Annotated in this window: 29 protein-coding genes and 1 pseudogene; 18 read left to right on the forward strand and 12 right to left on the reverse strand. The window is 73.1% G+C overall.

Translation table 11 applies throughout. The features are described from left to right. The first annotated feature begins 170 nt into the window (after positions 1-170). Positions 171-713: an MOSC domain-containing protein gene (locus AC0665_RS09895; protein WP_468403614.1), complete on the forward strand. Its 543-nt coding sequence runs from the start codon at positions 171-173 to the stop codon at positions 711-713. 63 nt (positions 714-776) lie between these two features. Continuing rightward, positions 777-2,396: an ATP-binding cassette domain-containing protein gene (locus tag AC0665_RS09900; protein ID WP_468403616.1), complete on the forward strand. Its 1,620-nt coding sequence runs from the start codon at positions 777-779 to the stop codon at positions 2,394-2,396. A gap of 124 nt (positions 2,397-2,520) precedes the next feature. On the opposite strand, the gene AC0665_RS09905 is transcribed toward AC0665_RS09900, so the two are convergent. After that, positions 2,521-3,621, reverse strand: a complete 1,101-nt coding sequence (locus tag AC0665_RS09905) for a baeRF2 domain-containing protein (protein WP_478609393.1) — start codon at positions 3,619-3,621, stop codon at positions 2,521-2,523. Between the two features lie 63 nt (positions 3,622-3,684). On the opposite strand from AC0665_RS09905, the gene AC0665_RS09910 reads away from it, so the two are divergent. Beyond that, positions 3,685-3,972, forward strand: a complete 288-nt coding sequence (locus AC0665_RS09910) for a DUF6158 family protein (RefSeq protein WP_468403620.1) — start codon at positions 3,685-3,687, stop codon at positions 3,970-3,972. 51 nt (positions 3,973-4,023) lie between these two features. On the opposite strand, the gene AC0665_RS09915 is transcribed toward AC0665_RS09910, so the two are convergent. The 3 genes from AC0665_RS09915 to AC0665_RS09925 form a co-directional block, all read right to left on the reverse strand. Further along, positions 4,024-4,566 (reverse strand): type 1 glutamine amidotransferase domain-containing protein, encoded by a 543-nt coding sequence (locus tag AC0665_RS09915; protein ID WP_478704770.1) that lies wholly within the window; start codon positions 4,564-4,566, stop codon positions 4,024-4,026. A 124-nt stretch (positions 4,567-4,690) separates the two neighbouring features. Beyond that, the gene (locus AC0665_RS09920) at positions 4,691-5,119 is read right to left on the reverse strand and encodes a CBS domain-containing protein (protein ID WP_478609388.1); all 429 of its coding nucleotides are present in this window, start codon (positions 5,117-5,119) and stop codon (positions 4,691-4,693) included. A 73-nt stretch (positions 5,120-5,192) separates the two neighbouring features. Further along, a complete protein-coding gene (locus AC0665_RS09925) occupies positions 5,193-5,594 on the reverse strand; it encodes a DUF2795 domain-containing protein (RefSeq protein WP_468403624.1) in 402 nt (133 codons plus the stop codon). Between the two features lie 157 nt (positions 5,595-5,751). Here AC0665_RS09925 and AC0665_RS09930 point away from each other — a divergent pair, with 157 nt between their 5' ends. The 5 genes from AC0665_RS09930 to AC0665_RS09950 all read left to right on the forward strand — a co-directional run bounded on the left by AC0665_RS09930 (position 5,752) and on the right by AC0665_RS09950 (position 10,222). Further along, positions 5,752-5,934 carry a hypothetical protein gene (locus AC0665_RS09930; protein WP_478704771.1) on the forward strand — a complete coding sequence of 61 codons (183 nt, stop codon included), beginning with the start codon at positions 5,752-5,754 and terminating at the stop codon, positions 5,932-5,934. Positions 5,935-6,130: 196 nt separating this feature from the next. Continuing rightward, the gene (locus AC0665_RS09935; RefSeq protein ID WP_478609386.1) at positions 6,131-6,925 is read left to right on the forward strand and encodes an RNA polymerase sigma factor SigF; all 795 of its coding nucleotides are present in this window, start codon (positions 6,131-6,133) and stop codon (positions 6,923-6,925) included. A 128-nt stretch (positions 6,926-7,053) separates the two neighbouring features. Beyond that, complete coding sequence (locus tag AC0665_RS09940) at positions 7,054-7,731, forward strand: hypothetical protein (RefSeq protein ID WP_478609384.1); 678 nt, start codon at positions 7,054-7,056, stop codon at positions 7,729-7,731. 194 nt (positions 7,732-7,925) lie between these two features. Continuing rightward, on the forward strand, positions 7,926-9,173 hold the full coding sequence (locus AC0665_RS09945; protein WP_478609382.1) for an aminotransferase class I/II-fold pyridoxal phosphate-dependent enzyme: 1,248 nt from the start codon (positions 7,926-7,928) through the stop codon (positions 9,171-9,173). Next, a complete protein-coding gene (locus AC0665_RS09950; protein WP_468403634.1) occupies positions 9,170-10,222 on the forward strand; it encodes an MBL fold metallo-hydrolase in 1,053 nt (350 codons plus the stop codon). Before AC0665_RS09945 ends, AC0665_RS09950 begins: the two co-directional genes overlap by 4 nt. 79 nt (positions 10,223-10,301) lie before the next feature. Here the strand turns inward: AC0665_RS09950 and AC0665_RS09955 are convergent, their stop codons facing one another. Both AC0665_RS09955 and AC0665_RS09960 read right to left on the reverse strand, forming a co-directional pair. After that, positions 10,302-10,916 carry a DedA family protein gene (locus tag AC0665_RS09955; protein WP_468404819.1) on the reverse strand — a complete coding sequence of 205 codons (615 nt, stop codon included), beginning with the start codon at positions 10,914-10,916 and terminating at the stop codon, positions 10,302-10,304. Positions 10,917-10,945: 29 nt separating this feature from the next. Further along, positions 10,946-11,719 (reverse strand): MBL fold metallo-hydrolase, encoded by a 774-nt coding sequence (locus tag AC0665_RS09960; protein WP_468403636.1) that lies wholly within the window; start codon positions 11,717-11,719, stop codon positions 10,946-10,948. An 83-nt stretch (positions 11,720-11,802) separates the two neighbouring features. Here AC0665_RS09960 and AC0665_RS09965 point away from each other — a divergent pair, with 83 nt between their 5' ends. From AC0665_RS09965 to dnaK, 5 genes are all read left to right on the forward strand, one after another. Further along, the gene (locus tag AC0665_RS09965; protein ID WP_468403638.1) at positions 11,803-12,204 is read left to right on the forward strand and encodes a hypothetical protein; all 402 of its coding nucleotides are present in this window, start codon (positions 11,803-11,805) and stop codon (positions 12,202-12,204) included. Between the two features lie 99 nt (positions 12,205-12,303). Then, positions 12,304-14,382: a phage holin family protein gene (locus AC0665_RS09970; protein ID WP_478704772.1), complete on the forward strand. Its 2,079-nt coding sequence runs from the start codon at positions 12,304-12,306 to the stop codon at positions 14,380-14,382. Positions 14,383-14,530: 148 nt separating this feature from the next. Further along, complete coding sequence (locus AC0665_RS09975) at positions 14,531-14,959, forward strand: OsmC family peroxiredoxin (protein ID WP_363116990.1); 429 nt, start codon at positions 14,531-14,533, stop codon at positions 14,957-14,959. A 217-nt stretch (positions 14,960-15,176) separates the two neighbouring features. After that, positions 15,177-15,917 (forward strand): glycerophosphodiester phosphodiesterase family protein, encoded by a 741-nt coding sequence (locus tag AC0665_RS09980; protein WP_468403643.1) that lies wholly within the window; start codon positions 15,177-15,179, stop codon positions 15,915-15,917. A gap of 63 nt (positions 15,918-15,980) precedes the next feature. Beyond that, on the forward strand, positions 15,981-17,861 hold the full coding sequence (gene dnaK, locus AC0665_RS09985; RefSeq protein WP_468632193.1) for a molecular chaperone DnaK: 1,881 nt from the start codon (positions 15,981-15,983) through the stop codon (positions 17,859-17,861). 18 nt (positions 17,862-17,879) lie between these two features. Here the strand turns inward: dnaK and AC0665_RS09990 are convergent, their stop codons facing one another. Together AC0665_RS09990 and AC0665_RS09995 are read right to left on the reverse strand one after the other, a co-directional pair. After that, on the reverse strand, positions 17,880-18,347 hold the full coding sequence (locus AC0665_RS09990; protein ID WP_478704773.1) for a nitrate reductase molybdenum cofactor assembly chaperone: 468 nt from the start codon (positions 18,345-18,347) through the stop codon (positions 17,880-17,882). Positions 18,348-18,478: 131 nt separating this feature from the next. Further along, positions 18,479-19,342: a helix-turn-helix domain-containing protein gene (locus AC0665_RS09995; protein WP_468403649.1), complete on the reverse strand. Its 864-nt coding sequence runs from the start codon at positions 19,340-19,342 to the stop codon at positions 18,479-18,481. Between the two features lie 242 nt (positions 19,343-19,584). On the opposite strand from AC0665_RS09995, the gene AC0665_RS10000 reads away from it, so the two are divergent. Then, entirely contained in the window at positions 19,585-20,010 is a 426-nt protein-coding gene (locus tag AC0665_RS10000; protein WP_468403653.1) for a hypothetical protein, read from the forward strand. On the opposite strand, the gene AC0665_RS10005 is transcribed toward AC0665_RS10000, so the two are convergent. After that, positions 19,992-20,798, reverse strand: coding sequence for a helix-turn-helix domain-containing protein (locus tag AC0665_RS10005; protein WP_478609377.1), 807 nt, complete (start codon positions 20,796-20,798; stop codon positions 19,992-19,994). The two genes, AC0665_RS10000 and AC0665_RS10005, sit on opposite strands and share 19 nt — an antisense overlap. Positions 20,799-20,952: 154 nt before the next feature. Here AC0665_RS10005 and AC0665_RS10010 point away from each other — a divergent pair, with 154 nt between their 5' ends. Together AC0665_RS10010 and AC0665_RS10015 are read left to right on the forward strand one after the other, a co-directional pair. Beyond that, complete coding sequence (locus AC0665_RS10010; protein ID WP_478510109.1) at positions 20,953-21,258, forward strand: 4a-hydroxytetrahydrobiopterin dehydratase; 306 nt, start codon at positions 20,953-20,955, stop codon at positions 21,256-21,258. Positions 21,259-21,262: 4 nt separating this feature from the next. Beyond that, entirely contained in the window at positions 21,263-22,006 is a 744-nt protein-coding gene (locus tag AC0665_RS10015) for a class I SAM-dependent methyltransferase (protein ID WP_478609374.1), read from the forward strand. 94 nt (positions 22,007-22,100) lie between these two features. Here AC0665_RS10015 and AC0665_RS10020 read toward each other — a convergent pair whose 3' ends face one another. Then, entirely contained in the window at positions 22,101-22,580 is a 480-nt protein-coding gene (locus AC0665_RS10020; RefSeq protein ID WP_478704774.1) for a hypothetical protein, read from the reverse strand. Between the two features lie 39 nt (positions 22,581-22,619). On the opposite strand from AC0665_RS10020, the pseudogene AC0665_RS10025 reads away from it, so the two are divergent. Beyond that, positions 22,620-22,764 (forward strand): annotated as a pseudogene (locus AC0665_RS10025) (helix-turn-helix transcriptional regulator); the annotation flags it as partial. A gap of 27 nt (positions 22,765-22,791) precedes the next feature. Continuing rightward, the gene (locus AC0665_RS10030; protein WP_478704775.1) at positions 22,792-23,010 is read left to right on the forward strand and encodes a WCX domain-containing protein; all 219 of its coding nucleotides are present in this window, start codon (positions 22,792-22,794) and stop codon (positions 23,008-23,010) included. Positions 23,011-23,034: 24 nt separating this feature from the next. Here AC0665_RS10030 and AC0665_RS10035 read toward each other — a convergent pair whose 3' ends face one another. Beyond that, positions 23,035-23,415 carry a hypothetical protein gene (locus AC0665_RS10035; RefSeq protein ID WP_478704776.1) on the reverse strand — a complete coding sequence of 127 codons (381 nt, stop codon included), beginning with the start codon at positions 23,413-23,415 and terminating at the stop codon, positions 23,035-23,037. Between the two features lie 77 nt (positions 23,416-23,492). Then, entirely contained in the window at positions 23,493-26,144 is a 2,652-nt protein-coding gene (locus tag AC0665_RS10040) for a cellulose binding domain-containing protein (RefSeq protein WP_478704777.1), read from the reverse strand. Positions 26,145-26,250: the final 106 nt, after the last annotated feature.

Here is a 26,250-nt window from a genome sequence, read left to right on the forward strand (position 1 = left end):
CATCCCGTCATTCGGACTGACGCTGTGTCAGGACCCGGTGGTGGAGCGGTCCGCCGGGCGCCCCGCGGTGCGAGCGCCTCGGCGGGGCTGGACACGCCGGGGGCCGGCGGGCAGGCTCGTGGTGGATCACGACGGTTGATCACCACGACCGAAACAGGGGGAAACGACCGATGAGCGGCCATGTGACGGCGGTCAGCAGCAACGGGGAGTACACGTTCACCAAGCCGAACCGGGAGAGCATCACGCTGCTCGCCGGGCTCGGGGTGGAAGGGGACGTGCACGCCGGGGTGACGGTCAAGCACCGCTCACGCATGGCTCAGGACCCCACCCAGCCGAATCTGCGCCAGGTCCACCTCATCCACGAGGAGCTCTTCGCCGAGGTCGGCGAGGACGGCTTCGAGGTGGCGCCCGGCGAACTCGGCGAGAACATCACCACGCGCGGCATCGACCTGCTCGGACTGCCCACCGGCACCCTGCTGCGCATCGGCGACGGCGCGGTCCTGGAGGTCACCGGGCTGCGCAACCCCTGCGTCCAGATCGACCACTTCCAGGACGGGCTGCTGAAGCGGGTCGTCGGGCGGGACGAAGCGGGGAACGTCGTGCGCAAGGCCGGGATCATGACCGTGGTGCGCGAGGGAGGCGTGGTGCGACCCGGCGACCCGATCGAGACGGAACTCCCCAGCGGACCCCATCGGCCGCTGGAACGGGTCTGAAAGGCACCCGCGGCATCCGAATCCGTTTGCCGCGGACCCCCGCGCCCCCGCACAATCGCGCCCATGGGACACCTCGAAGCCGCGCACCTGGAGTACTACCTGCCCGACGGAAGGGCGCTGCTGGGTGACGTGTCGTTCCGGGTGGGGGAGGGGGCCGTCGTGGCCCTCGTGGGACCCAACGGCGCGGGGAAGACCACCCTGCTGCGGATGCTCGCCGGAGAACTCAAGCCGCACGGCGGGTCCGTGGTCGTGGGCGGCGGGCTCGGGGTCATGCGCCAGTTCGTGGGATCCGTACGCGACGAGACGACCGTGCGGGACCTGCTCGTGTCCGTCGCGCCGCCCCGCATCCGCGAGGCGGCCCGCGCCGTGGACGTCGCCGAGCACGCCATCATGACCGTGGACGACGAGGCCGCGCAGCTGGGCTACGCACAGGCCCTCGCCGACTGGGCCGAGGCCCGCGGCTACGAGGCCGAGACGCTGTGGGACATGTGCACCACGGCCGCGCTCGGGGTGCCGTACGACAAGGCGCAGTTCCGGGAGGTCCGCACCCTCTCCGGCGGTGAGCAGAAACGGCTCGTCCTGGAGGCGCTGCTGCGCGGCACCGACGAGGTGCTGCTCCTCGACGAACCCGACAACTACCTCGACGTCCCCGGCAAGCGGTGGCTGGAGGAGCGGTTGAAGGAGACCCGCAAGACGGTGCTGTTCGTCTCCCACGACCGTGAACTCCTCGCCCGCGCCGCCGAGAAGATCATCTCCCTGGAGCCCGGGCCCGCGGGGGCGGACGCCTGGGTGCACGGCGGTGGCTTCGCCACCTTCCACGACGCCCGGCGCGAGCGCTTCGCCCGCTTCGAGGAGCTGCGCAGGCGCTGGGACGAGAAGCACGCACAGCTGAAGAAGCTGGTACTGACCCTGCGCCAGGCGGCGGCCGTCAGCCATGAGATGGCCTCCCGCTACGCGGCCGCGCAGACCCGTCTGCGCAAGTTCGAGGAGGCCGGCCCGCCGCCGGAGCCGCCGCGGGAGCAGGACATCACGATGCGGATCAAGGGCGGACGCACCGGTGTGCGCGCGTTCACCTGCGCGAACCTGGAGCTCACCGGCCTGATGAAGCCCTTCGACCTGGAGGTCTTCTACGGCGAGCGCGTCGCCGTCCTCGGCTCCAACGGCTCCGGCAAGTCCCACTTCCTGCGTCTGCTGGCCGGCGACGACGTGGCGCACACGGGCGACTGGAAACTGGGCGCGCGGGTCGTGCCCGGACACTTCGCGCAGACGCACGCCCATCCGGAGCTGGAGGGCCGCACGCTCCTCGACATCCTGTGGAAGGAGCACGCACAGGACCGCGGTGCGGCGATGTCCCGCCTGCGCCGCTACGAGCTCACCCACCAGGCGGAGCAGGCGTTCGAACGCCTCTCCGGCGGCCAGCAGGCCCGCTTCCAGATCCTGCTGCTGGAGCTCCAGGGCGTGACGGCACTGCTGCTGGACGAGCCGACCGACAACCTGGACCTGGAATCCGCCGAGGCGCTCCAGGAGGGCCTGGAGGCCTTCGACGGCACGGTCCTCGCGGTCACCCACGACCGCTGGTTCGCCCGCTCCTTCGACCGCTTCCTGGTCTTCGGCAGCGACGGCCGGGTCCGGGAGACCCCGGAGGCGGTCTGGGACGAGCGCAGGGTGGAACGGGCCCGTTGAGCCGCACCCCGGGGGCCGCGGTCCCCAGGGGCGCGGGGAACCGCGGGGCGGCCACCGCGGACCCGCACGTGGGAGGGCCGAGCGCACCCGCGAGGACCCGGCGGGGCCGGGGTGCGGCTCACCGTCACTTCCAGCGCAGCAGCGCTCCGAGGCCCCCCACGGGAACCTCCCGCTCGGAAACGGACAGCGCGGGCGCGTCCGTGGCCACCGCCGAACGGATCAGCGCGTCGTCGGCCCGGGCCGGCCAGGCGTGCCGCTCGCCGAGGACCTTCAGGTCCGTGCGGCGCACCGCGAGCTGATCCGGGTCCTCGCCGATCCACACCTCACGGTGCGCGTCGGGCCCGTCGACCCTGATCAGCAGCTCGTCGATACGGTGTTCCCGGGCCGCCTCGACCAGCGCGGGCACACCCTCCACGGCCCCGGCCCGGCCCTCGTCGTCCGGGGTGCGGGCGGCGCGGAAGCGGTCCAGTTCCGCCTCCGCCTGCCGCGCCACGTGCTCGGCCCGGGCCCGTTCCACGTCCTCGTCCAGCAGCCGGCCGGCGGTGCCGTGCGGCGCCTCGACCACCAGGTCGTGCAGCCGCTTGGGCAGCCGCTCGCGCACGGACCGCCGTTCCCGGTCGTCACCGACGAGGATCAGCAGGTCGGCCCGGGTCTCCTCCTGGCACACGGCGAGCGCGTCGGCGATCTCCGCCGCGTTGTGCTCCCAGGTGTTCTCCACCCGCAGCTGGAAACGGCGCTCGGACCACTCCGCCGAACTCGTCCGGTGCACCGGCCACCGCCGCCCGGTGACGCTCCCGGCGTCCTCGCGGCCCAGCGCGCTGCGCAGCTCGAAGTCCGCGCCCCTGCGGTCGACGTACGCCACCACGCACACCGGGTCCTCGCCTGCCAGCTCCAACAGTGGCGCGACCCGCGGCAGCGTCCCCCATGCGGCCCAGTCGCCGCCCTGCGGGGGACGGACCAGCGGCGGGTCGAGCACGACCTCGCCGTCCCGGGCGAACAGGGCCCGGCCGTGCGGCTCCGAGGAGTGCCGCAGATCCTCGATCGCGCCCCGCACCGCCCGGCAGGTCGCCTCGTCCGCCCCCTGCGCCGACAGGTCCCCGGCCATCGCCTGGGCCGTCAGCCCCCGCTCGTGAGCAGTGCTCTCCGAGTGCCGTGAGGTGTCGACGTACACGGAGGCCCAAGGCCCGGGGTGTTCGTACAGTGGGTGCAGAAAAGCGAGATCCATGGTTCCTCCCGGATGCCGCTCGGGGTCGTGCTCAGCTGCTCCGCGGGCGGGTACCCGGCCCTCATGAACGAACACGACGAGCGGGGCGACACGATGACCGGAGTGAACCCTGACCGGCTGGACGACCAGCAGCTCATGAAGGAGCTGGAGACCATCCACCGCACGCGCCACGACACGCTGCTGTACGGCTCGAACGACGCGCTGCGCGTCCACAACGAGCGCATGGCACAGCTGGAGGGCGAGTACCTGCGCCGCAACCCGCGCCGCCCGGTGGCCGCGGGCCGCACACGCGAAGGGGCCCGGGAGCGGGGGAGCGGGGAGTCGGCGACTCCCACGACCCCCGGCACCTGAGCCCCTGCGAGGACCCGGCCGGTACGGGACGGCGCGGACGGTCCCGGGTGATCAGCCGGCCTGCTGCGCGAACACCTCGAGGAAGGTGTCGCAGAACGCCTTCAGATCGTCCGGCTTGCGGCTGGTGACCAGCTTGCCGGCCCCGTGGTCGCAGACCTTGACCTGCTGGTCGACCCAGGTCCCGCCGGCGTTGCGGATGTCCGTCCGCAGGCTCGGCCAGGAGGTGAGCTCCCGGCCGCGGACGACGTCCGCCTCGACCAGCGTCCACGGCGCGTGACAGATCGCCGCCACGGGCCGGCCCTGCTCGAAGAAGTCCCGGACGAACGCGACGGCCTTGTCGTCCATCCGCAGGAAGTCCGGGTTGGCGACGCCGCCCGGCAGCACCAGGCCTCCGAAGGAGTCCGGCGAGGCGTCGCCCACGACCTCGTCCACGGGGAACGTGTCCGCCTTGTCGAGGTGGTGGAAGGCCTGGATCTCGCCCTGCTGCGTCGACACCAGCACGGGCTCGTGTCCCGCGTCCTTCGCGGCCTGCCACGGATCGGTCAGCTCGACCTGCTCGACGCCCTCCGGTGCCACCAGAAACGCGATGCGCATGATGCTCAACGTCCTTCCCGGAGCGAGCGGCACGCCAGTGCGCCGCGTCGCTCCGCGCTCGTTCTCGTCGTTCTCGTGCTTGTTCTCGTGCTTGTTCTGGGTCTCTCGGTCTTCGCGCGCCTGCTCAGGTGCCCTGCGCGTCCGGCTCGGCCCGGCTGATGTCGGCGAGCGCCGACGCGGGGTCCTCGGCCTCGGCCACGTCGCCGAGGCTCACGATCCCCACCGGCAGCCCGTTCTCCACCACCGGCAGCCGGCGCACCGCGTGCTCGCGCATCAGCGTCACGGCGGTCGACACCCGGTCGTCCGGCGTGACCGTCACCGGGTTCCGCGTGCACACGGTCTGCGCGCTGACCGTCATGGGGTCGGCCCCGTCGGCGACCGCCCGCACCGTGATGTCACGATCGGTGAGCACACCGATCACGTCCTGCCCTTCGGCCACCACCACGTCGCCGATGTTCTGCGTACGCATCAACTGCGCCGCCTCGACGAGCGAGGCGTCCGGGCGCACGGCGACCACGCCCGCTGTCATCACGTCCTTGACGTACTCGGCCATCTCTGGGCCTTCCCTCCCGTCCCGGGTCGGTGAGGGCACCACGGCGGACCGCGATGCCCCCGACGCGGTTCTCTCAGGCGTATTCCTCCGGCCCGGTCTCACGGGCCCGGACCAGGGCCTGGGCCAGTTCCTGGACGTTGCCGTAGCGCTCCTGGCGCGGCAGCCCCTCCAGGGCCTCGACCAGGGCGTCGGGCGCCTGGTGGCCGCGCAGCTCGCGGGTCAGCTCGCGCGGACCCGCGGGGAACGCCCTGCGGCCCAGCATCCGGGCCAGCTCCAGTCGCACCGACTCCAGGGACGTCGGCGCACGGCTCGGCGTCACCGGCCCGTGGGCGACCTCTGGGTCGTCCTCGGCGGCAGGCTCCGGGTCGTGCCACTCCTCACTGCGGGTGGGATGCCCGGACCTGAGCAGACCCTGGAGCTCGTGCTTCATCTCGTCGTCCCGGTGGACGCTCAGCCGGTCGCTGCCTCGCTGCATGTCTCCCTCCAGACGTTCGGGGGCCCGCACCGCGTACCCGAACACCCGGAGCCGACACCGGGTGCGCGGACCCGATCGCCGTCACCCACCGGTTTGCGCCATGTCCTGCGGGAGACCCGGATCGCACCCCCCACACCTCTTTGGGGAAGGACCCGTCATGGCGATGCTCGCTGTGCTCATCCCGCTGGTCATGCTCGGTGTGGTGCTGGTTCTGGGCCGTTACGAGGAACTGCTGCTGGCACAGGAGGACACCGTCCGGCGCGAACCGGCCGGCGCGTCCCCCGCGGCCGCCGCCACCTCTTCTCCCACCCCGGCAGGGACTCCCGCGCCTTCGCCCTGAGGCCTCACTCGAGCCCCGCCGCGACCTCTCCGGGTTTGGGGGTGGGGGCGGGGGGCAGGCGCCCGACAGTGCTTCGGACAGGAGGCACGTCCGTGGGAGCGGCGTCGCGCGCCGCCACCGAGGCCCTGTCCCACAGCGGATGCGCTCTCACGGTGACCGTCCGGCCCGCCAGATGTTCAAGGGATTGCGACGCATCATGCCGACCCGAATCAGCGCGAAGCAGCACCCCCACGACGACGCCCCCGACACCGCCGAAGCCTTCCGCAGGCTCGCCGCGTCGCCCGCCGGACCGGAGCGCGACGCGCTCCGCGACGAGATCGTCGAGGCCTGGCTGCCCATGGCGAACCGCCTCGCCGGACGGTTCCGCAGCCGCGGCGAGAACGCCGAGGACCTGCGCCAGGTCGCCGCCCTCGGCCTGGTCAAGGCCGTCGACCGGTACGACCCCGAGCGCGGCAACGCCTTCGAGAGCTACGCCGTGCCGACCATCACCGGCGAGATCAAGCGGCACTTCCGGGACCACATGTGGACCCTGCACGTACCCCGCCGCGTCCAGGACCTGCGCAACCGTGTCCGGGTCGCCGGCCAGGACCTGTCCCAGACCATCTCCGGCCGCCGCCCCACCGTGGCCGAGATCGCCGAGCACGCCGACCTGAGCGAGGAGGACGTCCGGGCCGGCATGGAGGCGCTGGAGAGCTTCTCCGCGCTCTCCCTGGACGCGGAGCTGTCCGGCAGCGAGGACGGATACTCCCTGAGCGACGCACTGGGCTCCTGCGACGCGGCGCTGGACACGGTCGTCGACCGCGAGGCGGTGAAGGCGGGGCTGGCGGCGCTGCCGGAGCGGGAGCGGACGATCCTCTACATGAGGTTCTTCGGCGACATGACGCAGAGCCGGATCGCCGAGGAGCTCGGAATCTCGCAGATGCACGTGTCCCGGCTGATCAGCCGCTGCTGCGGCCGGGTGCGGGAACAGGTCATGCGGGACGTGGCCTGAGACACCCGGCCGCCGCGCCGTCACCCGGACGGCGGGCGCCGTCCCGCTAATGGGGCCCGGCCCCGCGCGGGCCCGGTGCGGGCGGGCTGTCATGGCAGAGGGGTATGACTACCGAAGGAGTCCCCTCGATGCGCCGCAGCCTGCACGCCCTGTCCGCCGCCGCCCTGGCCGGCTCAGCCCTGGTGGGCTTCGCGCCGGCCGTGTCCGCCGAACCGGCCGCCGAGGTCAGTCCCGCCGCCGTCCAGCCCGGCGGCACGCTCACCGTCTCGGTCAGCTGTGATCCGACCGGCGGGCCGCCGCCCGACAGCATCGACGCCACCTCGCAGGCCTTCGACGAGGGCACGGTGGCACTGCGCCGCGTCACCGGCAACGACGACGAGGTCTCCGGCCCCGCCTACCGGGGCACGGCCCGTATCGCCTCCGCCGAGAACTTCGAGGGCGATCCGGACGCCGCGGGGGAGGACTCCGCGTGGACCGTCGACGGTGACTGCCCGGCCGCCCCCGGCGGCGAGGGCAAGCCGTGGAGCGCCACGTTCACCGTGACGCACGGCTCCGGGCCCCACACGCCGACGTACAAGCCCACGCACCACCCCACCCACGAGCCCTGCCCCGAACCCGGGCACCACGGCGAACCGCGCCCCACGGCATGCGAGGCGGCGGTGATCGGGCGCGGGGTGCGCGCCGGTGACGGCGGTGCCTTCACCGACTCCGTGCCGGCCATGGTCGCGGGCGGACTGCTCATCGCGGGCGCCTGCGCGGCCGCCGTGCACCGGCTGCGCAACCGGGAGCCCGGCCCCCACCGCTGACCCGCCGGGCCGGTCCCACCGTCCGGAACGGGCCCGCTTCCCCGGCCCGGGCCCGCTCATGCTGTGATCGTCACAACCCGGCCGGGCGGCCATGGGGCGGCGCCACAGCGGGTACTCGGTGACCCAGGGCAGCGGACGGCGCACGCGCCGAGGGTGACACAGACACGGCGGCACCAGGCACTGCGGAGGTACGGATGCGGCGGACGGCCCCGGAAGGTCACGGTCCCGTCCGGTTCGGGCCGCCGCTCCCCGAGGACGGACTGCCGGTTCTGCCCGAGCTGTCCGCGGTGCTCGCCGCCGCCGCGTCCCGGGGGGACCACGAGCCGGTCGGCGGCGGCCCGGCCCTGCGTGAGGCCGCCTGCGGCTACTGGGACCGGCGCGGACTGCACTGCCACCCGGAGCGCGTGGCCGCGGCGCCCGGCTCCCCCGCGCTGCTGCTCGCCCTGACCGCCGCCCTCGGCGGCGACGTCCTCGTCCCCAGACCCTGCGCCGCCTGGTGGGCGCCCTACGCACGGCTGCTGGGCCGCCCCGCCTTCCAGGTGCCGACCCCGCCGGAGAGCGGTGGCGTCCCCGACCCGTACGCGCTGCTGGAGACCGTGCGCCGGGTCCGCGCCGAGGGCGGCGACCCCCGGCTGCTGGTGCTGTCCGTCGCCGACGACCCCACCGCGACCGTCGCCCCGCCCGAACTGCTGCATGAGACCGTCGAGGCCGCCCAGGGGGAGGGCCTGCACCTGGTCAGCGACGAGACCTGGCGCGACACCGTGCACGACCCGCACGACACCGTGCTGCTCAGCCCCGCCGAGATGGTGCCCGACCGGGTCACCGTCGTCACCGACCTGGCCGGCGCACTGCTCCCGCCCGGCTGGCCGGCCGCCGTGGCCCGCTTCCCGGCCGGTGAGGAGGGTGACGGCCTGCACGCACGCGTGCTCGACGTGCTCACCGCCCTCGACGCCCGTGTCGCCGCGCCCGTCGCCACGGCGGCGGCGTACGCCCTCGGGGAACCGGAGCCCGTCCGGGCGCGCGTGGCGGGCGCCGTGCGCCTGCACGCGCTCCTGGCCGCCGAGGCGCACTCCGCCGTCGTCGCCGCGGGTGCTCTCGCCCGGCCCCCGCGCTCCGGCCGCCACCTGTACGTCGACCTGGCCCCGCTGCGGCCCGCGCTCAGCGCGCACGGCGTCGCGGACGCTCAGGAACTCGAGGACTTCCTCACCGCCCGCCTCGGGATGCCCGCCCCGGGCGGGCACCGCTTCGGCGACGACCTCGAAGCGCCGCGCGTGCGGCTCTCCACCGGTGCGCTGGTGGCCGGTTCCGACACGGAACGCGTGGAATGCCTCACCTCACCCACGCCGTTGGAACTGCCGCACGTGCACCGCGCGTTGATCCGACTGAAGTCGGCCTTCGACGATCTCCGCGACGACGCTCAGCGATGGGAGCCTCCTCGATGACGCAGCAGTCCGAGTCGACCACCGGCACGACCACCCAGGAGCCCGCCGAGCCCGCGCCCCCGTCGCCCCTCGCGCCCCCCTCCCCGCCCCTGGCAGAACCCCGGCCGCCGGCCGAACGGCGGGTGTGGCCGCGCAGCTTCCACGACCGGCTGACCGCGCCGCTCCCGGGCCTGAAGGCCATGGCCCGCTTCGCCCGGGAGGGCGCGGTGAGACCGGGCCCGGAGGGCCTCGCCGACATCCCCCGGCTGCCCTACGCCCCGGCCCCGCTGCCCCGCGTCGACGCCCGCACCGTCGCCGTCACCTGGGCCGGGCACGCCAGTTGGGTACTGCGCATCGGCGGGCTGACCGTCCTCACCGACCCGGTGTGGTCCCGCCGCATCCTCGGCACCCCGGCCCGGATCACCCCGGTGGGCGTCCCCTGGGAGGACCTGCCGCGCGTCGACGCCGTCGTCATCAGCCACAACCACTACGACCACCTGGACGCCCCCACGCTGCGCCGACTCCCGCGTGACACCCCGGTGTTCGTGCCGGCCGGGCTCGCCCGCTGGTTCCACCGCCGCCGGTTCACGCGCGTGACGGAGCTCGACTGGTGGGAGGCCGCCGAACTGGACGGCGTCCGCTTCGACTTCGTCCCGTCCCACCACTGGTCCAAGCGCAGCCTCACCGACACCTGCCGCACCCTGTGGGGCGGCTGGGTCCTCACCGACCGGGACGGCCAACGCGTCTACTTCGCGGGCGACACGGGCTACGGCCACTGGTTCTCCCGCATCGGCCACCGCTACCCCGGCATCGACCTGGCCCTGCTGCCCATCGGCGCCTACGATCCCCGCTGGTGGCTGCGCGACGTGCACTGCGACCCGGAGGAGGCGGTGCGCGCGGCGCAGGACCTGGGCGCGGCGAGGATGGCCCCCATGCACTGGGCGACGTTCGTCCTGTCCGCGGAACCGGTCATGGAGCCCCTGACGCGGGTGCGAGCGGCCTGGGAGAAGGCGGGACTTCCCCGGGAGAACCTGTGGGACATGCCGGTGGGCGCGTCGAAGGTGCTGTAGGTGAGATCAGGGGCGCGGGGAACCGCGCGAAGAACCACGACGCACCCGCGCCCCGGAATCGACCATGACCCCCATGGCGCTACCGCACCCGCCGCACCACCGTCGGCACCACGCTGATCAGCACGGTCAGCGCGATCGCCGCCACCACTCCCTGCCACGGCTCGGCGAACAGCGACCCCCCGAGGATCCCGATGAGCTGATACGTCACGGCCCAGGCCAGACACGCCGGGAGGTTCCCCCGGGAGAACCTCCGCATCGGCCACTGGGCCAGCAGACAGGCCAGCATCACCGGGATGCGCCCCGCCGGCACCAGCCGCGAGAGCACCAGCACCGCCACCCCGTGCGCGGCGAGCTTCTCCTGCGCCTGCTCCAGCCGGTCCTCCGGCGCCCGTGAACGCAGCGCCTCCAGCCACCGCGACCCGTTCTTCGACTTCAGCCCGCGCCGCCCCAGCCAGTACAGTGCCGCATCGCCGAGGAACGCCGCCAGCGACGCCGTCACGAACACCAGCACCAGTGAGAACGGCGTCGTCCGGTGCACGGCGACCACCGCCGCCGAACTCACCAGCGCCCCCGTCGGAATCACCGGCACCAGCGCCCCGGCCAGCACCAGCACAAAGAGCGTCGGATAGCCGATCGCCTGCTGCGTGCTCTCCGGGAGCAGGGCCGCCGGTGTCAGGGCCGACGCCGCGAACAGGGGCGTGAACGCCAGGGGCGCGGACCAGTTCACCGCGCGGCCTCCCAGCGCACGCTCTCGCCGTGCCCGAGCCGGTGCACCGCCACGTCCGGCGCGTGCCGGGCCGCCAGCCGGACGAACTCGTCCCCCGGCGCGTGGAACTCGTGGGGGCGCACGGCGTCCATGCCGATCGGCCAGTACGTGCCGTAGTGCACCGGCACCGCACTGCGCGGGGCCAGCCGTTCCAGCGCCTGCGCCGCCCGGCCCGCGTCCAGGTGCCCCTCGCCCAGGTACGGCCCCCAGCCGCCCACCGGCAGCAGCGCCACCTCGACCGGCCCGACCTCCTTGGCCATGTCGTCGAACAGCCCGGTGTCCCCGGCGAAGTACGTCCGGGCCTCGCCGGCTATGACGTAGCCGAGGGCGGGGGCGCGCTGCGGCCCGAACGGCAGCCGCCGCCCGTCGTGCAGCGCGGGCACGGCCCGTACGACGAGGTCGCCGACCGGAATCTCGTCCCCGGGGGCCACCTCGCTCACCCGCAGGTGTGTGAGCCGGCGCAGTCCGGGCACCGCCCGGCGCGCGCCCCGGGGCACGAGCAGGCGCGTGCCCTCGGCGAGCCGCATCAGCGACGGCACGTGCAGATGGTCGGCGTGCAGGTGCGAGACCAGGGCCACGTCCGCGCGCGGGGCGCCCGGCGGCGGCAGGGCCCCGCGCCGGCGGCGCAGGTGTGCGAGCCGGCGCGCGAACAGGGGATCCGTGAGCACGCGCACGTTCGAGTCCTCGACGGTGCAAGTGGCGTGACCCCACCAGGTGATCTCCACCGGCACTTCTTTGCCTCCTTCGCGCGACTCCCCCGAAGCCTACGTGCAGGAGTAGGGTCGGCGGCGAAACCGGAGGTGAGGGGGACGCCATGGTGCCGGTGCGGGTCACGGCGATCGCGAGTCTGACGCCGCTGGAGGAACTGGACGACGATCCGTTCCTGGTCGACTCCCGCAGTCAGCACGCGATGTGCGCCCGCTGGGCGGCCGAACGCGGCTACGTGGTCAGCCGGGAGTTACTGGTGCGTGGGCTGCGGTCCGACCACGGCGCGCTGTGGGACGGCGTGCGGCCCGGCCTCGACCTGTTCGTCGCGCCCAGCCGGAGGGTGCTGGAGAGCGCGCTCGCCTCCGTCGAGGAGTTCACCGCCGAGTGTGTGCGGCGGGGTGTACGTGTCGAGACCGTGGGGCATGCGGAACCGGCGTACGACGCCGCGATGAAGGCGTGTGTGCACCGGCGGCTGTCGATGCCGACGGCCGGTTACGACGGGCGCTGACGTCCCTCACCGGGCCGCGGCCCGGGGACGAAAGGCCCCGGCCGGGCGTTGAGACACTGTCGGGGAGGGTCCGCTGCGGGCCGGGACGTGAGGTGACGGGTGCGGGGCGTGCGGTGGCGGCGGATCGCCAGTCGGGTCGGGCGGAGCGTCGCCGTATGGGCGGTCTCCACCCTCACCCTGCTCGTGCTCGCGGGGATCCTCCCGGACTTCCGGCTCCGTTCGGAGGACGGCGACAGCGCCACCGACATCGCCGTCACGGCGGCCCTGGGCGCCGGGGCGTTCGGCCTGCTGTCGGCCGTGGTGTGGCCGCTGCTCGTCCGGCTGCTGCTCCTCGTACCGGCGCTCGTGCTGGGGCTGCTGGTGTTCTTCCTCAACGGCGCCCTGCTCTTGCTCGCGCTGCGCCTCAACCCGGCCGAACAGGGCGCAGCGGCGCCGGAGACCGCCGTCGTGGTCGCCGCCGTGATGTCCGCCGTGGCCTCCGCGACCGGCGCCGCCCTGGCCGTACGGGACGACGACGCCTACCGCCGCAGGCTGTACCGCCTCTCAGACCGTCGCAGACGCCGCTTCGGACCGCCCTGCCCCGCCACCCCGGGCACGGTCTTCGTGCAGCTCGACGGCGTCGGCCACGACACCCTGCTCGACGCCGTGGGCAAGGGCCTGATGCCCACCGTCGCCCGCTGGCTCGACATAGGCGACGGCGGACGCCCCAGCCACCGGCTCACCCCCTGGCGCACCGACTGGTCCAGCCAGACCGGTGCCAGCCAGCTGGGCATCCTGCACGGCAGCAACCACGACGTCCCCGCCTTCCGCTGGTACGAGAAGGACACCCGCGAGGTGGTCGTCTGCAACCGCCCGACCAGCGCGGCCGAACTCCAGCGCCGCGCCGTCGAGTACGCGGGGCACGGCGGGCTGCTCACCGTCGACGGCGCCAGCCGCGGCAACCTGTTCAGCGGGGGCGCCGAACAGCAGGCCCTCGTGCTGTCCATCGCCGCCCGCCGCCGCAGCCGGGAGAACCGCTCCCGCGCCGGCTACTTCGCCTACTTCTCCGACCCGGCCAACGCCGTGCGCACCGCGCTCTCCTTCGTCGCCGAAGTGGGCCGGGAGATCGGCCAGTCCACCCGGGCGCGCCTGCGCAAGCAACGCCCCCGCGTCTCGCGCGGCGGCCTCTACCCCCTCGTGCGGGCCTTCGCGACCGTCGTCGAACGGGACGTCGTCGTCTCCGCGGTGACGGGCGACATGCTCGTCGGCCGCACGGCCGTCTTCGCCGACCTCGTGGCCTACGACGAGGTCGCCCACCACTCCGGCCCGGCGAGCCGCGACGCGCAGAAGGTCCTCGAAAGCCTCGACCGCTCCCTCGCCCTGATCGAGAACGTCGCCGAGCACGCCCCGCGCCCCTACCGGATCGTGGTGCTGTCCGACCACGGCCAGAGCCCGGGTGAGACCTTCCGCTCCCGCTACGGCCTCACGCTCGGCGACCTGGTGCGGGCCGGCTGCGGCCTGCCCGTACCGCGCAAGGCGGAGCGCACCCGCAGCGGGGCGGAGGCACGCGCCGCCGTCCGCGCCGCCCTGCGCATCCCCGTCGCGGAGACCGGTGACCAGCACCGCCCCGAGCACCGCGAGGAGCCGATCGTGCTGGCCTCCGGCAACCTCGGCCTGGTCTCCTTCCCGGACGTGCCGCACCGGATGAGCAAGGAGGAGATCGACGCCCGCCACCCCGCGCTGCTGCCGACCCTCGCCAACCACCCCGGCATCGGCTTCCTGCTGGTCCGCAGCGACGAGCACGGCGGTGTCGTCCTCGGCGCGTACGGCGCCGAGATCCCGCTGGCCGACCTCGACGACAACCCGGGCCCGCTCGCACCGTTCGGCCCGGGCGCCGCCGAGGCGGTGCGCCGCACGCACGCGTTCCCGCACACCGCCGACATCATGGTCAACTCCTTCCACGACCCGGCCGACGGTGAAGTCCTCGCCTTCGAGGAGCAGATCGGCTCCCACGGCGGCCTCGGCGGCGCCCAGGGCAGGCCCTTCCTGCTGTCGCCGCTCGGTCTTTCCGCACCCGTCGCGGTGGGGGAGGAACTCGTGGGCGCCGAACAGGTGCACCGGGTGCTGCGGCGCTGGCTGCGCGAGGCGAACGGGCCGCAGGTGCCGCTGGCGGCGGCCGAGGAGGAGCACGCCGCCTGACATCCGGCGGTGTCCACCGGGCCGCCACCGGACCCGCGCACAGCAGAGGACAGGTCGCGCGCGTGAGTTGAGCGTAATGTGATCGGATGGGGGACACAGGGCCCGGAAACGGGCCCGCAGGCGAGTCCGCATGCGAAAGGAAGAACCCGTGGCTACCACGCGCTCCGCACACACGGTCTGGGAAGGCAACCTCCTCGAGGGCAACGGCGTCGTCACCTTCGACTCCTCCGGCGCCATCGGCGAGCAGCCGGTCACGTGGGCCTCGCGCGCCCAGGAGGCGAACGGCAAGACCAGCCCCGAGGAGCTGATCGCGGCCGCCCACTCCAGCTGCTTCTCGATGGCCTTCTCCAACATCCTCAACAAGGCCGGGACGCCGCCCACCAAGCTCATCACCTCGGCCGACGTCACCTTCCAGCCGGGCGAGGGCATCACCGGCATCCACCTCACCGTCGAGGGCACCGTCCCCGGCATCGACGAGGCGGCCTTCCAGGCCGCCGCCGACGAGGCCAAGGTCGGCTGCCCGGTCAGCCAGGCCCTCAAGGCCACGCCCATCACGCTGACCGCCAAGCTCGCCTGACCCGCTCCCTCACGCACCGCGCGGGTCCGCCCCACGAAGGCGGCCCGCGCGTCGCCGTCGGTTCACCACCACCGGCCCGGGTGTCGACCAGGCGCCTCGAACCGCCGGTCCGGAAGGAACGACGGGCCGGCGCCCGCTCCGGCTCGCTGCTTCCCGCGCCCGACGACGCCCTCGCCCCCGTGCCGCCTCCCCGCTCGCCCTCAGGGAGCCGACGACCATGACACCCCGCCCCGCCGTCTCCGCCCACCGGGGCGGTTCCGAGCACGCCGGCCCCGCCACCTGGGAGGCGTACCAGGACGCGATCCGGTCCGGCGCGGAGTACGTCGAGTTCGACATCCGCCGCACGAGGGACGGAGTCCTCGTCGTCCACCACGACGCCCGGGTCGGCCCCGCCGGGCCGCCGCTGTCCGCGCTGACCCACGCCGAGCTGAGCGAGCGGGCCGGATACGCCGTACCCGTCGTGGACGAGGTCATGGCGCTGATCGCCGGGAAGCTCGTGGCCCACCTGGACCTCAAGGAGACCGGTTACGAGCGGGAGGTGGTCGACCGGGCGGTCGCCCTGCTCGGCACCGACGGGCTCGTCGTGACGACCCTGGAGGACCGTTCCGTCGCCGCCGTCACCCGGGACCACCCCGGTGTGCGCACCGCCCTGTCCCTCGGGCGCGACCGCGGGGAGCTGGCCCTGGCCCGGCTGCCCGGCACCCGCCTGAGCGAGCTGTTCCCCGTCCGCCGCATCCGGGCCTGCGGGGCGCACGGCGTCGCGGTGCACCACCGGCTGGCCCGGGCCGGGGTGCTGCGCCAGGCGACCCGGCACGGCCTGTTCACCATGGTGTGGACCGTCAACGACGACCCTCTCCTGCGCACCTTCCTCGCCCACCCGCACGTCGACGTCCTCGTCACCGACCGCCCCCGGCACGCCGTGGCCCTGCGCGGACCGATCACCCCCTCGCGGCATTGACAACAGCGCACTCAAGTTTTGTGCTGGAGAGTATGAGGAGCGCCCTGGCGAAAGGGGACAGCGATGGGACGTGCGGTCGGGATCGACCTCGGAACCACGAACTCGGTGGTCGCCGTGCTGGAGGGCGGTGAGCCCACCGTCATCGCCAACGCGGAGGGGGCCAGGACCACGCCCTCGGTCGTGGCATTCGCCAAGAACGGCGAGGTGCTGGTCGGGGAGGTCGCCAAGCGGCAGGCCGTGACGAACGTGGAGCGCACCGCCCGCTCGGTCAAGCGCTACATGGGCGACGCGCACTGGCGCTTTCCCGCCGAGGGCGACGTGGACGGCACCCGTTACCGAGCGCAGGAGCTGTCCGCGCGGGTGCTCCAGAAGCTGAAGCGGGACGCGGAGTCCTATCTCGGCGAGGACGTCACCGACGCCGTGATCACCGTGCCCGCCTACTTCGACGACTCCCAGCGGCAGGCGACCAAGGAGGCTGGTGAGGTCGCGGGCCTGAAGGTCCTGCGGATCATCAACGAGCCGACGGCCGCGGCCCTCGCCTACGGCCTGGACAAGGAGAACGACCAGACGGTGCTCGTCTTCGACCTAGGCGGCGGCACCTTCGACGTGTCGCTGCTGGAGATGGGCGAGGGCGTCATCGAGGTGAAGGCCACCAACGGTGACACCCACCTGGGCGGCGACGACTGGGACCAGCGGGTCGTCGACCACCTGATCAAGCGGTTCAAGGGCCAGAACGGCATCGACCTCGGAACCGACAAGATGGCGGTGCAGCGGCTGCGCGAGGGCGCCGAGCGGGCCAAGATCGAGCTGTCCAGCTCGACCGAGACGACGATCAACCTGCCCTACATCACGGCCTCCGCCGAGGGCCCCCTGCATCTCGACGAGAAGCTGACCCGGGCCCAGTTCCAGGAGCTCACCGCCGATCTGCTGGACCGCTGCAAGGCCCCGTTCCACCAGGCCGTCAAGGACGCCGGTGTGAAGCTCTCGGCGATCGACCACGTGATCCTCGTCGGCGGCTCGACCCGGATGCCCGCGGTCACCGACCTGGTCAAGGAGCTGACCGGAAAGGACCCGCACAAGGGCGTCAACCCCGACGAGGTCGTGGCGGTGGGCGCCGCGCTCCAGGCGGGCGTCATCCGCGGCGACGTCAAGGACGTGCTGCTCCTGGACGTCACCCCGCTGTCCCTGGGCATCGAGACCAAGGGCGGCATCATGACCAAGCTCATCGAGCGCAACACCACCATCCCGACGCGGCGTTCGGAGATCTTCACGACGGCGGCGGACAACCAGCCCTCCGTCGGCATCCAGGTCTACCAGGGCGAACGGGAGATCGCCGCGTACAACAAGAAGCTCGGCGTCTTCGACCTGACCGGCCTGCCGCCGGCGCCGCGCGGTGTGCCGCAGATCGAGGTGGCCTTCGACATCGACGCCAACGGCATCATGCACGTCTCCGCGAAGGACCTGGCGACCGGCCGTGAGCAGAAGATGACCGTGACCGGTGGCTCGGCCCTGCCCAAGGACGACATCGACCGCATGATGCGCGAGGCCGAGCAGTACGCCGAGGAGGACCGGCGGCGCCGCGAGGCCGCCGAGACCCGCAACCAGGCGGAGCAACTCGTCTACCAGACCGAGAACTTCCTCCGCGAGAACGGCGACCGGATCCCGGCGGACACGAAGTCCGAGGTCGAGTCGGCCGTCACCGAGGTGAAGGAGCAACTGGAACGCCAGGCGGACACCGCCACCCTGCGCGCCGGCGTCGAGAAGCTCGCCTCGGTCAGCCAGAAGATGGGCCAGGCGATGTACGCCCAGACCCAGCAGACGCCCACCGAGGAACCCTCGGCCACCCCGCGGGACGAGGAGGGCGTGGTCGACGCGGAGATCGTGGACGACGACAAGGACCAGGGAGGCCGGCACGACGACAAGCGCGGGTCCGCCCCGGACTGAACCGCTGACGGTCGGGGGCTAGGGTCCCGTGGCCGCCGGCGGCAGCGTCGCGCACACCGCGTCCAGCACCGTCGCGTACGGCGTGCCGAAGTCGGTGAGTCCCATCCGGAGCCGGTCCAGGCCGTCGCGGTGCTCCGCCAGCAGTTCGGTGTCGCCGGTGCGGGCCGCGCACTCCAGGACCGCCGGGAGGAAGTCCGGCGGCTCCTCGCCGGTGGTCTCCAGGCCGTGCGCGCGGTACATCTCCTCGGAGGGGGCCGGGGCCGCCTCGCGCCAGGCGCTCAGATACAGGCTGTGGTCCTGCCCGGACTCGAACACCTCGACGTAGTGCGCGGCCAGTTCCATCGGCGGGGTGAGGGCCGCGTGGTCGGCGAACTCCCGCAGCTGCGGCGCGGCTTCACGCAGCAGCGGCAGCCGGGCGCGGAAGTCGTCGTCGGGGTACATCAGGCACAGCGCCGCCGCCTGGTACAGCACCTCGAATCCGGGCATCGGACCTCCTTCGCGTGCGTTTGCTCGCCGGCCCCGTCATCCCGACGCTAGGGGCGGGCCGGGGAGCACACCTGCCGACGGCGCCCGTACGGGTCAGAACCCGTGCCATGACGTCGGGCGGGGCGAGGAGGTCAGTAGCGCTCGCGGTACTCCCGCAGCAGCTCCTGCGTGCGCTGCGCGGAGCCCGCCCCGGCCGTCATGTGGTCCAGCACCTCCAGATGCGCGGAGACCTCCTTGCGGGAGTCCAGGTACAGCGCGCCGGTCAGGTACTCGGTGAAGACCATGTCGGGCAGCTCCGGCTCGGCGAAGCGGAACAGCGAGAACGGTGCGTACGTCCCCGGGTGGGGGCCGTCGGCGAACTCGGCCACCTGAAGGGTGACCCGGTCGCGGCAGGAGAACTCCAGCAGCTTGTCCAGCTGGTCGCGCATCACCCGGCCGTCGACGCTCACCGGGCGCCGCAGCACCGTCTCGTCCATGATGACCCACAGGTGCGGCGGGTCCGGGCGGTCCAGGAGCCGCTGGCGCTCCATGCGCAGCGACACATGCCGCTCGATGGCCTCCGGCCCGGCGTTCGCGATGGTGCCGGCCTCCATCACGGCGCGCGCGTACCCCTCGGTCTGCAGCAGCCCCGGCACGAAGTGCGGCTCGTAGGACCGGATGATCCGCGCGGCGCCCTCCAGGCTCACGTACAGGCTGAACCATTCCGGCAGCACGTCGTGGAACCGCTGCCACCAGCCCGGCCGGTTCGCCTCCTCGGCCAGGTCGACGAACGCGGCCACCTCGTCCTCGGCCACCCCGTACGCGGTCAGCAGGATCTGCACGTAGGGGATCTTCAGCGCGACGTCGGCGGTCTCCATCCGCCGGACGGTCGCGGGGGCGACCCGCAGCACCCGGGCGGCCTCGTCACGGCTGAGACCCGCGGCCTCGCGCAGCTCCTGCAGCCGCTTGCCCAGGACCACCTGGCCCACCGTGGGTGCGGCCCGTCGTTCACTCACGCCACGCCTCCCCAACGTGCCCAAGCCTGTGATCAGTCTGTCACGTCCGGCGGGCCCCGTGACAGGGCTCGCACCGAGAAGATCGCCGGAAGCGGAGGGAGGGGCCCCGGGCATGACCCCGCGGGTAATCGACCCGACGCCGCCCGGACGGGATCGTGAGGGCACCGGGTTCCGGGCCGGCGCACTCCGGTCCGGGACCCGGCCCCAGCCGCCGCACCACGACCCGACGGAGGGTGATCCCCATGTCCGCGTTCCAGCTCGCCGCACTCGCCCGGACCTCCGAGCCGCAGTCGATGCTCCGTCGCTTCCTCGCCCTGGACGCCGTGGTGACCGGCGTCAACGCGCTCGCCTACCTGGCGCTGGCCGGCCCGCTCGGACGGTTCCTCGGCGTGGACGCCGCCCTGCTGCGCGCCCTGGGCGCGTTCCTCGCCCTCTACACCGTGGGAGTGGCCCTGCTGGCCGCCCGAAGGCACCCCCCGGCGCTCGGGGTGCGGGCCGTCGTGGAGGCCAACCTCGCCTGGGCGGCGGTCAGCCTCGCGGCCCTGGCGCTGTGGCTCACGCCGAGCACCGCGGGCGCCGTGTGGACGGTGCTCCAGGCCCTGGTGGTGGCCGCCTTCGCCGTCCTCCAGCACACGGCGCTGAAGGCCCGTCAGAGCGCGGAGGACTGAAGGTACTTGGCCGTCGCCGGGTCGGCCGGAAGCAGCGTCTCGATGGCCAGCTCGGCGACCGTCACGTCCATGGGCGTGTTGAACGTGGCGATCGAGGAGATGAACGACAGGGTCCGCCCCTCGTGCTCGATCCGCAGCGGCAGCGCGAAGTACGGCACCGGCTCCGAGGGCTCGTCCACCGGATCGGAGTCGGGCACGGGATAGGCCGACACCTCCTCGTACAGTGCCCGCAGCGGCTCCGAGCGGTGCAGCGCGATCTGCCGTTCCATCTGCTCCAGCAGATGGCCACGCCAGGCGCGCAGATTGCGGATGCGGGGAGCCAGACCCTCGGGGTGCAGAGCGAGCCGCATCGCGTTCAGCGGCGGCTCCAGCAGGGCCTCGCCGACACCGTCGACCAGCGCCATGACCCCCCGATTGGCGGCCACGACGTCGTACAGCGCGTCGACCACCAGCGCCGGATACGGCTCGTAGCCGCCGATCAGCCGCTCGATGCCCTCTCGCAGCGCGCCCAGCGCCGGGTCGTCCAGCGGTGTCTCCGGGTAGCGCGGGGCGTAACCGGCCGCCAGCAGCAGGGCGTTGCGCTCCCGCACGGGGACCTCCAGGTGCTCGGCCAGCCGCAGCACCATCTCCTCGCTGGGCCGGGAGCGCCCGGTCTCGACGAAGCTGATGTGCCGGGCCGAGGAGTCCGCGCGCAGGGCCAGTTCCAGCTGGCTGACCCGCCGCTGCTCCCGCCAGGCCCGCAGCAGCGGACCCACACCCTTCTCGGCGGTGGACGCGTGAGTGGTCATGTCAGGACCGTAGTCGAGAACCGGTCGTGCCGGACAGGCACACCCGTTCCGGCCAGGGTCTCGGCGGTGATCCTGTGGCAGGCTGAGTGAACATCCCGACCATCCCGCCCCCGGGCACCCCCGGGACTCCGGAGCAGGACAAGGAGCGCAGCCCATGCCCGTGCAACCGCTGTCGCAGAAGGAGATCGAGGACCGGCTGGCCGAGCTGCCGGGCTGGTCCCTCGACCAGGACCGTCTCATCCGCTCCTACCGGCTGGGCTCGCACGTCGCGGCGGCGGCGATGGTCGTGCACATCGCCGGGGTCCAGGAGGAACTCGACCACCACTCCGACCTGACGCTGGGCTACGACACCGTCTCCCTGGCCGTCCACACGCACAGCGCGGGCGGCGCCGTCACCGAGAAGGACTTCGAGCTCGCCCGCAGGGTGGACGACCTCGCCCCCGCCCACGGGGCACACTGACGGGGTGCTCGACTACGACAAGGAAGCGGAGCGGTACGACGCCTCGCGCGGCGGCGAGCCCCGGGCCGCGGCCGCCGCGGAGGCGGTGCTGAGCCTGCTGCCTCCCGCTACGCGTGACCTCCTCGACGTGGCGTGCGGAACCGGCATCGTGACCCGCCGGCTCGCGGCCGCCCGCGACGGCATGCGGGTGACCGGTGTCGACCTCGCCCCCGCGATGGCCCGGCAGGCCTCCACCCGGCTGCCCGGCGCCGTCGTACGCGCCGACAGCCGCCGACTGCCCTTTGGCGACGGGCAGTTCGACGCCGTGTGCAGCGTGTGGCTGCTGCACCTGGCCGCCGGGCCCGCCGAGGTGCGGACCATCGTCGGCGAGTGCGCCCGGGTGCTGCGACCAGGTGGCGTCTACGTCACGACGGTCGACAAGGCCGCCGCCCACAACGTGGGCAGTGACATCGATGTCGTGCTGGCCTCCCGGCCGCCCAGCCCCGTCCGGGACGCGGCGGCGGACGTCGAGTCCTGCGCCGCCGCCCACGGTCTCGTCCCGGCCGGGCAGACCCGCTTCACCGGTCACGGCCAGGGCCGCAGCCCCCGCCGCACCATCGCCGACCTGCGCCGCGGCTGGTTCGTCACCCTGCCACCGGGCGACCCGCTCGCCGACGATTTCACCACCCGGCTCGCCCGCCTCCCCGATCAGGACCGGCCCCGCCCCGACCCGGTGTTCAGCCTGCGGGCGTTCCGGAAGACGGGGTGAACTCCAAGATTCCGGCTGGTGAGCCAGGTGTCCCCGCCGTCCACGGAGAACGCCTCCTCCCGGCGGGCCGACGCGTCGACGTCGTGGAGGCCGCTCATGCGCGGTCTCCCGTGGTCCCTTCGGGCAGGGAGTCGGCCACGTAGGCCTCGAGGTCAGGAACGTGTGGCGCGAGCAGGTGCCGCACCCAGGCGTCCCGCTCGTGCAGGATCGGCGGCAGCTCCCAGACACAGCCGATCCACGGCCGCCCGGGAGTGATGAAGTGGGCCGGATCGCGGTCCGGGCAACCCAGCACGGGCTGCCCCGCCACCGCGCCCTTGAAGTGCAGCACGTTGTCCCACACCCAGCTGTACGCGTTCAGGTAGGCGCCGTCGTCACCGCCCCGGTGCAGGACGACGAAGGTCGCCGGGGGAGTACCGTCCGGCTCCGGCAGCAGCTCCGGCAGGATCGCGTACGCCGCCTTCTCCACGGCGGGTTCGATGCCCCCGGGGTCGGAGGTGACGTGGTACCGCTTGATGCGGCGCCCGGCCATCTCGACGGGTGGGGGCACGGTCAGCAGTTTCTCGGTGAAGGTCATGCCGGGACGCTAGAGCCGCTCCCCTGACATCCTGTGGCAGTGAAGTCCAGCCGGCTCGTCTCCATCCTCCTGCTGCTCCAGACCCGCGGCCGGATGACCGCCGCCCGGCTCGCCGAGGAGCTGGACGTGTCGGTGCGCACGGTGTACCGGGACGTCGAGGCGCTGAGCGCGGCCGGTGTCCGGGCGGGCCGTGGTCCGGCTGGCGCCGGGGGTGCGGCTCCCCGGCCCGGCGCGGAGCGACGCGTGCGTGGAGGAGGACGGCTGGACCCGTGTCACCGTCGCCATCGAGTCCGTCGACCGCGCCCACGCCGCTTTCCTGCGCCTGGGCAGTGACATCGAGGTGCTCGAACCTCCCGAACTGCGCGACCGCATCGCCCGGACCGCGGCCGAACTGGCGCAACGGTACGGACCACCGCGCGCCGGGCGGTGACGGCCGCCCGGCGCCGGCGCGTGTCTAGCCGAAGCCGCCGCTGAAGTCGCTGTTGAGCTGGGCGGAGCAGATGTTGTAGCCGCCCTGGGCCCGGCCCGCCTTCGTCCGGCCGTCGATGGTGAGGGAGCACCGGATGTCGCCACCGCCCATGAGCTGCGCGGTCACCTGGTAGTAGAGGGCGTCGTCCTCGACGGTCAGGGTCTTCCTCATCGGCAGGCCCTTGCCCTGGAGATTGGTGCCGTCGTTGCCGTAGGTGATGTCGACACCAGAGGGGGCGGAGCCCCACGCCTTGAACACCGCCTTGCCCTCGGCGGCCTCGGCGGCCTCGGCGGTCTCCGCCTCGGGCTCGCGTTCGGGCTCGGGATCGGCCTTGGCCTTCGCCGTGGCGGTCTTGGTGACGGTCACCGTGGGAGCCGTGATCGGCCCCGGTGTGCGGAGAGGGCGTGTACCGCGGCTCCGGTACACGCCCTCGGACCGTCCGGTCAGCCGATCGCGCAGGTCTGGCCGCCCAGGGTGAACGCGGCCGGTTTCGTGTTCGCGCCCGTCCGGTGCGCCGTGAAGCCGAAGGCCACCGACGACCCCGCCGCCACGTTGGCGTTCCAGCCGACGTTCTTCGCCGTCACCGCCGAACCCGACTGCGCGGCCTCGGCGTTCCACGCCTGGTTCAGCTTCTGGCCGTCGGCGAAGGTCCAGCCGAGCGACCAGCCGTTCCAGGCGCTCGTACCGGTGTTGGCGAGCTGGACGTCCGCCTGGAAGCCGTCCGTCCACTGGCTGGTGATCCTGTACGTCACCTTGCAGGTGCCCGTCGGTGTCGGATCGGGGCCGGGGCCCGGGTCCGTGCCGCCGTCCGCGCTGTCGCCGTAGACGACGCCGCGGCCGTTCGTGGAGACGTAGACGCGGCCGTAGACCCGCGGGTCGCCGGTGATCGCGGCGCCCGTCCAGCCCCACTGGTGGGCGTCGTCGTTGATGCGCGTCCAGCTCGCGCCCTTGTCCGTCGAGCGGAAGATCCCCCGCACGCCGCCGATCTTCGCGCTGGTGTACAGCGTCTGGTAGGAAGCGCCGGGCGCCGCCTTGCCGAAGCCGATGGTGTCGGCCTGTTCGACGCCGGAGAGCTTGGTGAAGCTCGTTCCGCCGTCCGTGGAGTGCCACAGCCCGTACGTGCCGCCGGCCTCGCCGCCCGCCAGCCACACGTCGCCCTTCCCGCCGGGCAGCGCCTTGAAGCGGACGCTGTCGCCGCTCGGCAGGCCGGTGGCCGGGGACTCCTTGAAGGTCGCCCCGCCGTCCGTACTGACGTAGAACTTCCCGGACTTGAAGCCGTAGAAGGTCTTCGGGTCGACGCGGTCCGACTCGACGAGCGCCCCGGCGGGGATGCCCTCCGACGCCTGCCACGAGGTGCCGAAGCCGGTCGTGTGGTGCACGCCCGCGCCCTGGGGGCTCCACACGAACCGGCCGCCGTCGGCCGCCGACGCGACCGTGCCGCCGCCGCTCACGCCCGAAGGGTCGGTCCCCGCGAACCAGTTGGCCCCGTTGTCCGTCGAGAAGGCGATGTGCGGGCCCGAGTCCAGGTTGCCCACCCGGACCACGGTGTTCGGGTTCGACTCGGCGAAGTCCAGGCTCGTCGTCGTCGTGAAGTTCGGCTGCGTGAACATCATCGACGGCACCTTCGTCAGGTCCGTGTGCCGGAAGCCGCCGATGTCACCGAGCGCGCTCAGCAGCGGGGCGCCCGACGGGGGAGAGGCGAGGTCGTTGACCGCCGTCTCCTCCAGTCCCCGGACCATCGGCTTGACGGTGAACGTGCCGCCGCTGTCCCAGTTCCCGAGGTTCTCCGTGCCGTAGATCGTCGCACCCGTGCCGTACATCATGCGGTTCGAGTCGAACGGGTCGATCTCCAGGGCCTCGGTCATCCAGCCCAGCTTCGGCGTCTGCTCGGGCGGCTGCGGATTCGCGCTCCAGGTCAGCCACGGCACGGACGAGACGTCCATCGTGTAGCGGTTCTGGCGGTTCGGGTACGAGGTGTAGTCCCACGCCTTGGTCCAGGTCGCGCCGCTGTCCGTGGAACGGAAGATCTGCGTGTCGGGCCACCAGGCGCTGTACGCGGTCGCCATCAGCGTGCCCGGCTTCTGCCGGTCCACGGTCAGTCCGCTGAAGCCGTACGAGGTGTCGGCCTCCGCGACCGGGCTGATGTCCGTCCAGGCTCCCGTGCCCGTCGCGTACCGCCACAGCCGGCCCTTGCCGCCGTCGTACGGGCCGCCCTTGTCGCTGTAGGCGAGGTAGAGGAAGCCCTTCTTCGCGTCCAGCACGCCCTTGTGGGCGAGGTAGCCGGTGGGCTGCCCGGCCAGCCGCTGCCAGGTGGCACCCGCGTCCGTCGACCGGTACACCGCGTTGTCCTTGTCGGCGACGCCGACGTAGATCGTCTTCGTGGCGTTCCCGGCCGTGCCGGTGGACTCGTCGAAGGTGACCCAGACGATGCCCTGGTTGTCGCTGGAGTAGCCGGAGGTGTCACTCGGATCGGCCACGTAGTTGCCCACGTTGGGGAAGTTGGCGACCTGGGACCAGGTCACGCCCGAGTCCGTCGACCGCCACAGTCCCTTGCCGCTGGGCGCGCCCAGGTACAGCACGCTGTTGCGGTGGGGGTCCACGGCCAGCCGCTCGCCCATGCCCCGTCCCGGCATGTTGCCGCCCAGCTTGAACGGCAGGCTGGTCTTCTTCCAGCTCGCGCCCCGGTCGGTGGAGCGCATGACCGCGCCGTTCTTGGGGTCCCAGTCGTTGGTGTACGTGCCCACCGCCGCGTACACCCGGTTCGGGTCGACGGAGTCGGAGGCGAGGCCGACGACGCCCGTGTGCCCCCAGTCGTCCCAGCCGACCGAGTCCAGCAGCGGCGTCCAGGTCTTCGAGGACTCCTGCCAGCGGTAGGCGCCGCCGATGTCCGTGCGGGCGTAGGCCAGGTTCTTCTCGGAGCGGTTGAAGACGATGCCGGGGACGAAGCCACCGCCGTCGATCCGGGCGTTCTTCCAGGTGTACGTGTCCGCGGCGAGCTTGGTCGCCGGGGGATCGGCGGCCAGCGCGGCGGGGGCACCCGAGAGCAGGCCGGCCGCCAGTGCCAGCACGGCCGTGAGGATACGGGTTCTTCGCACGGTGGGGTTCCTTCCGCGGGAGGGGGAACGTGCGAGGGCCGGGCGGCTCCCGTGCGGGGGAGCCGCCCGGCCGTGGTGGCCCCGCGTCAGGTGCGGGGCCGTGTAC

This window comes from Streptomyces sp. NPDC043685 (assembly GCF_056436585.1).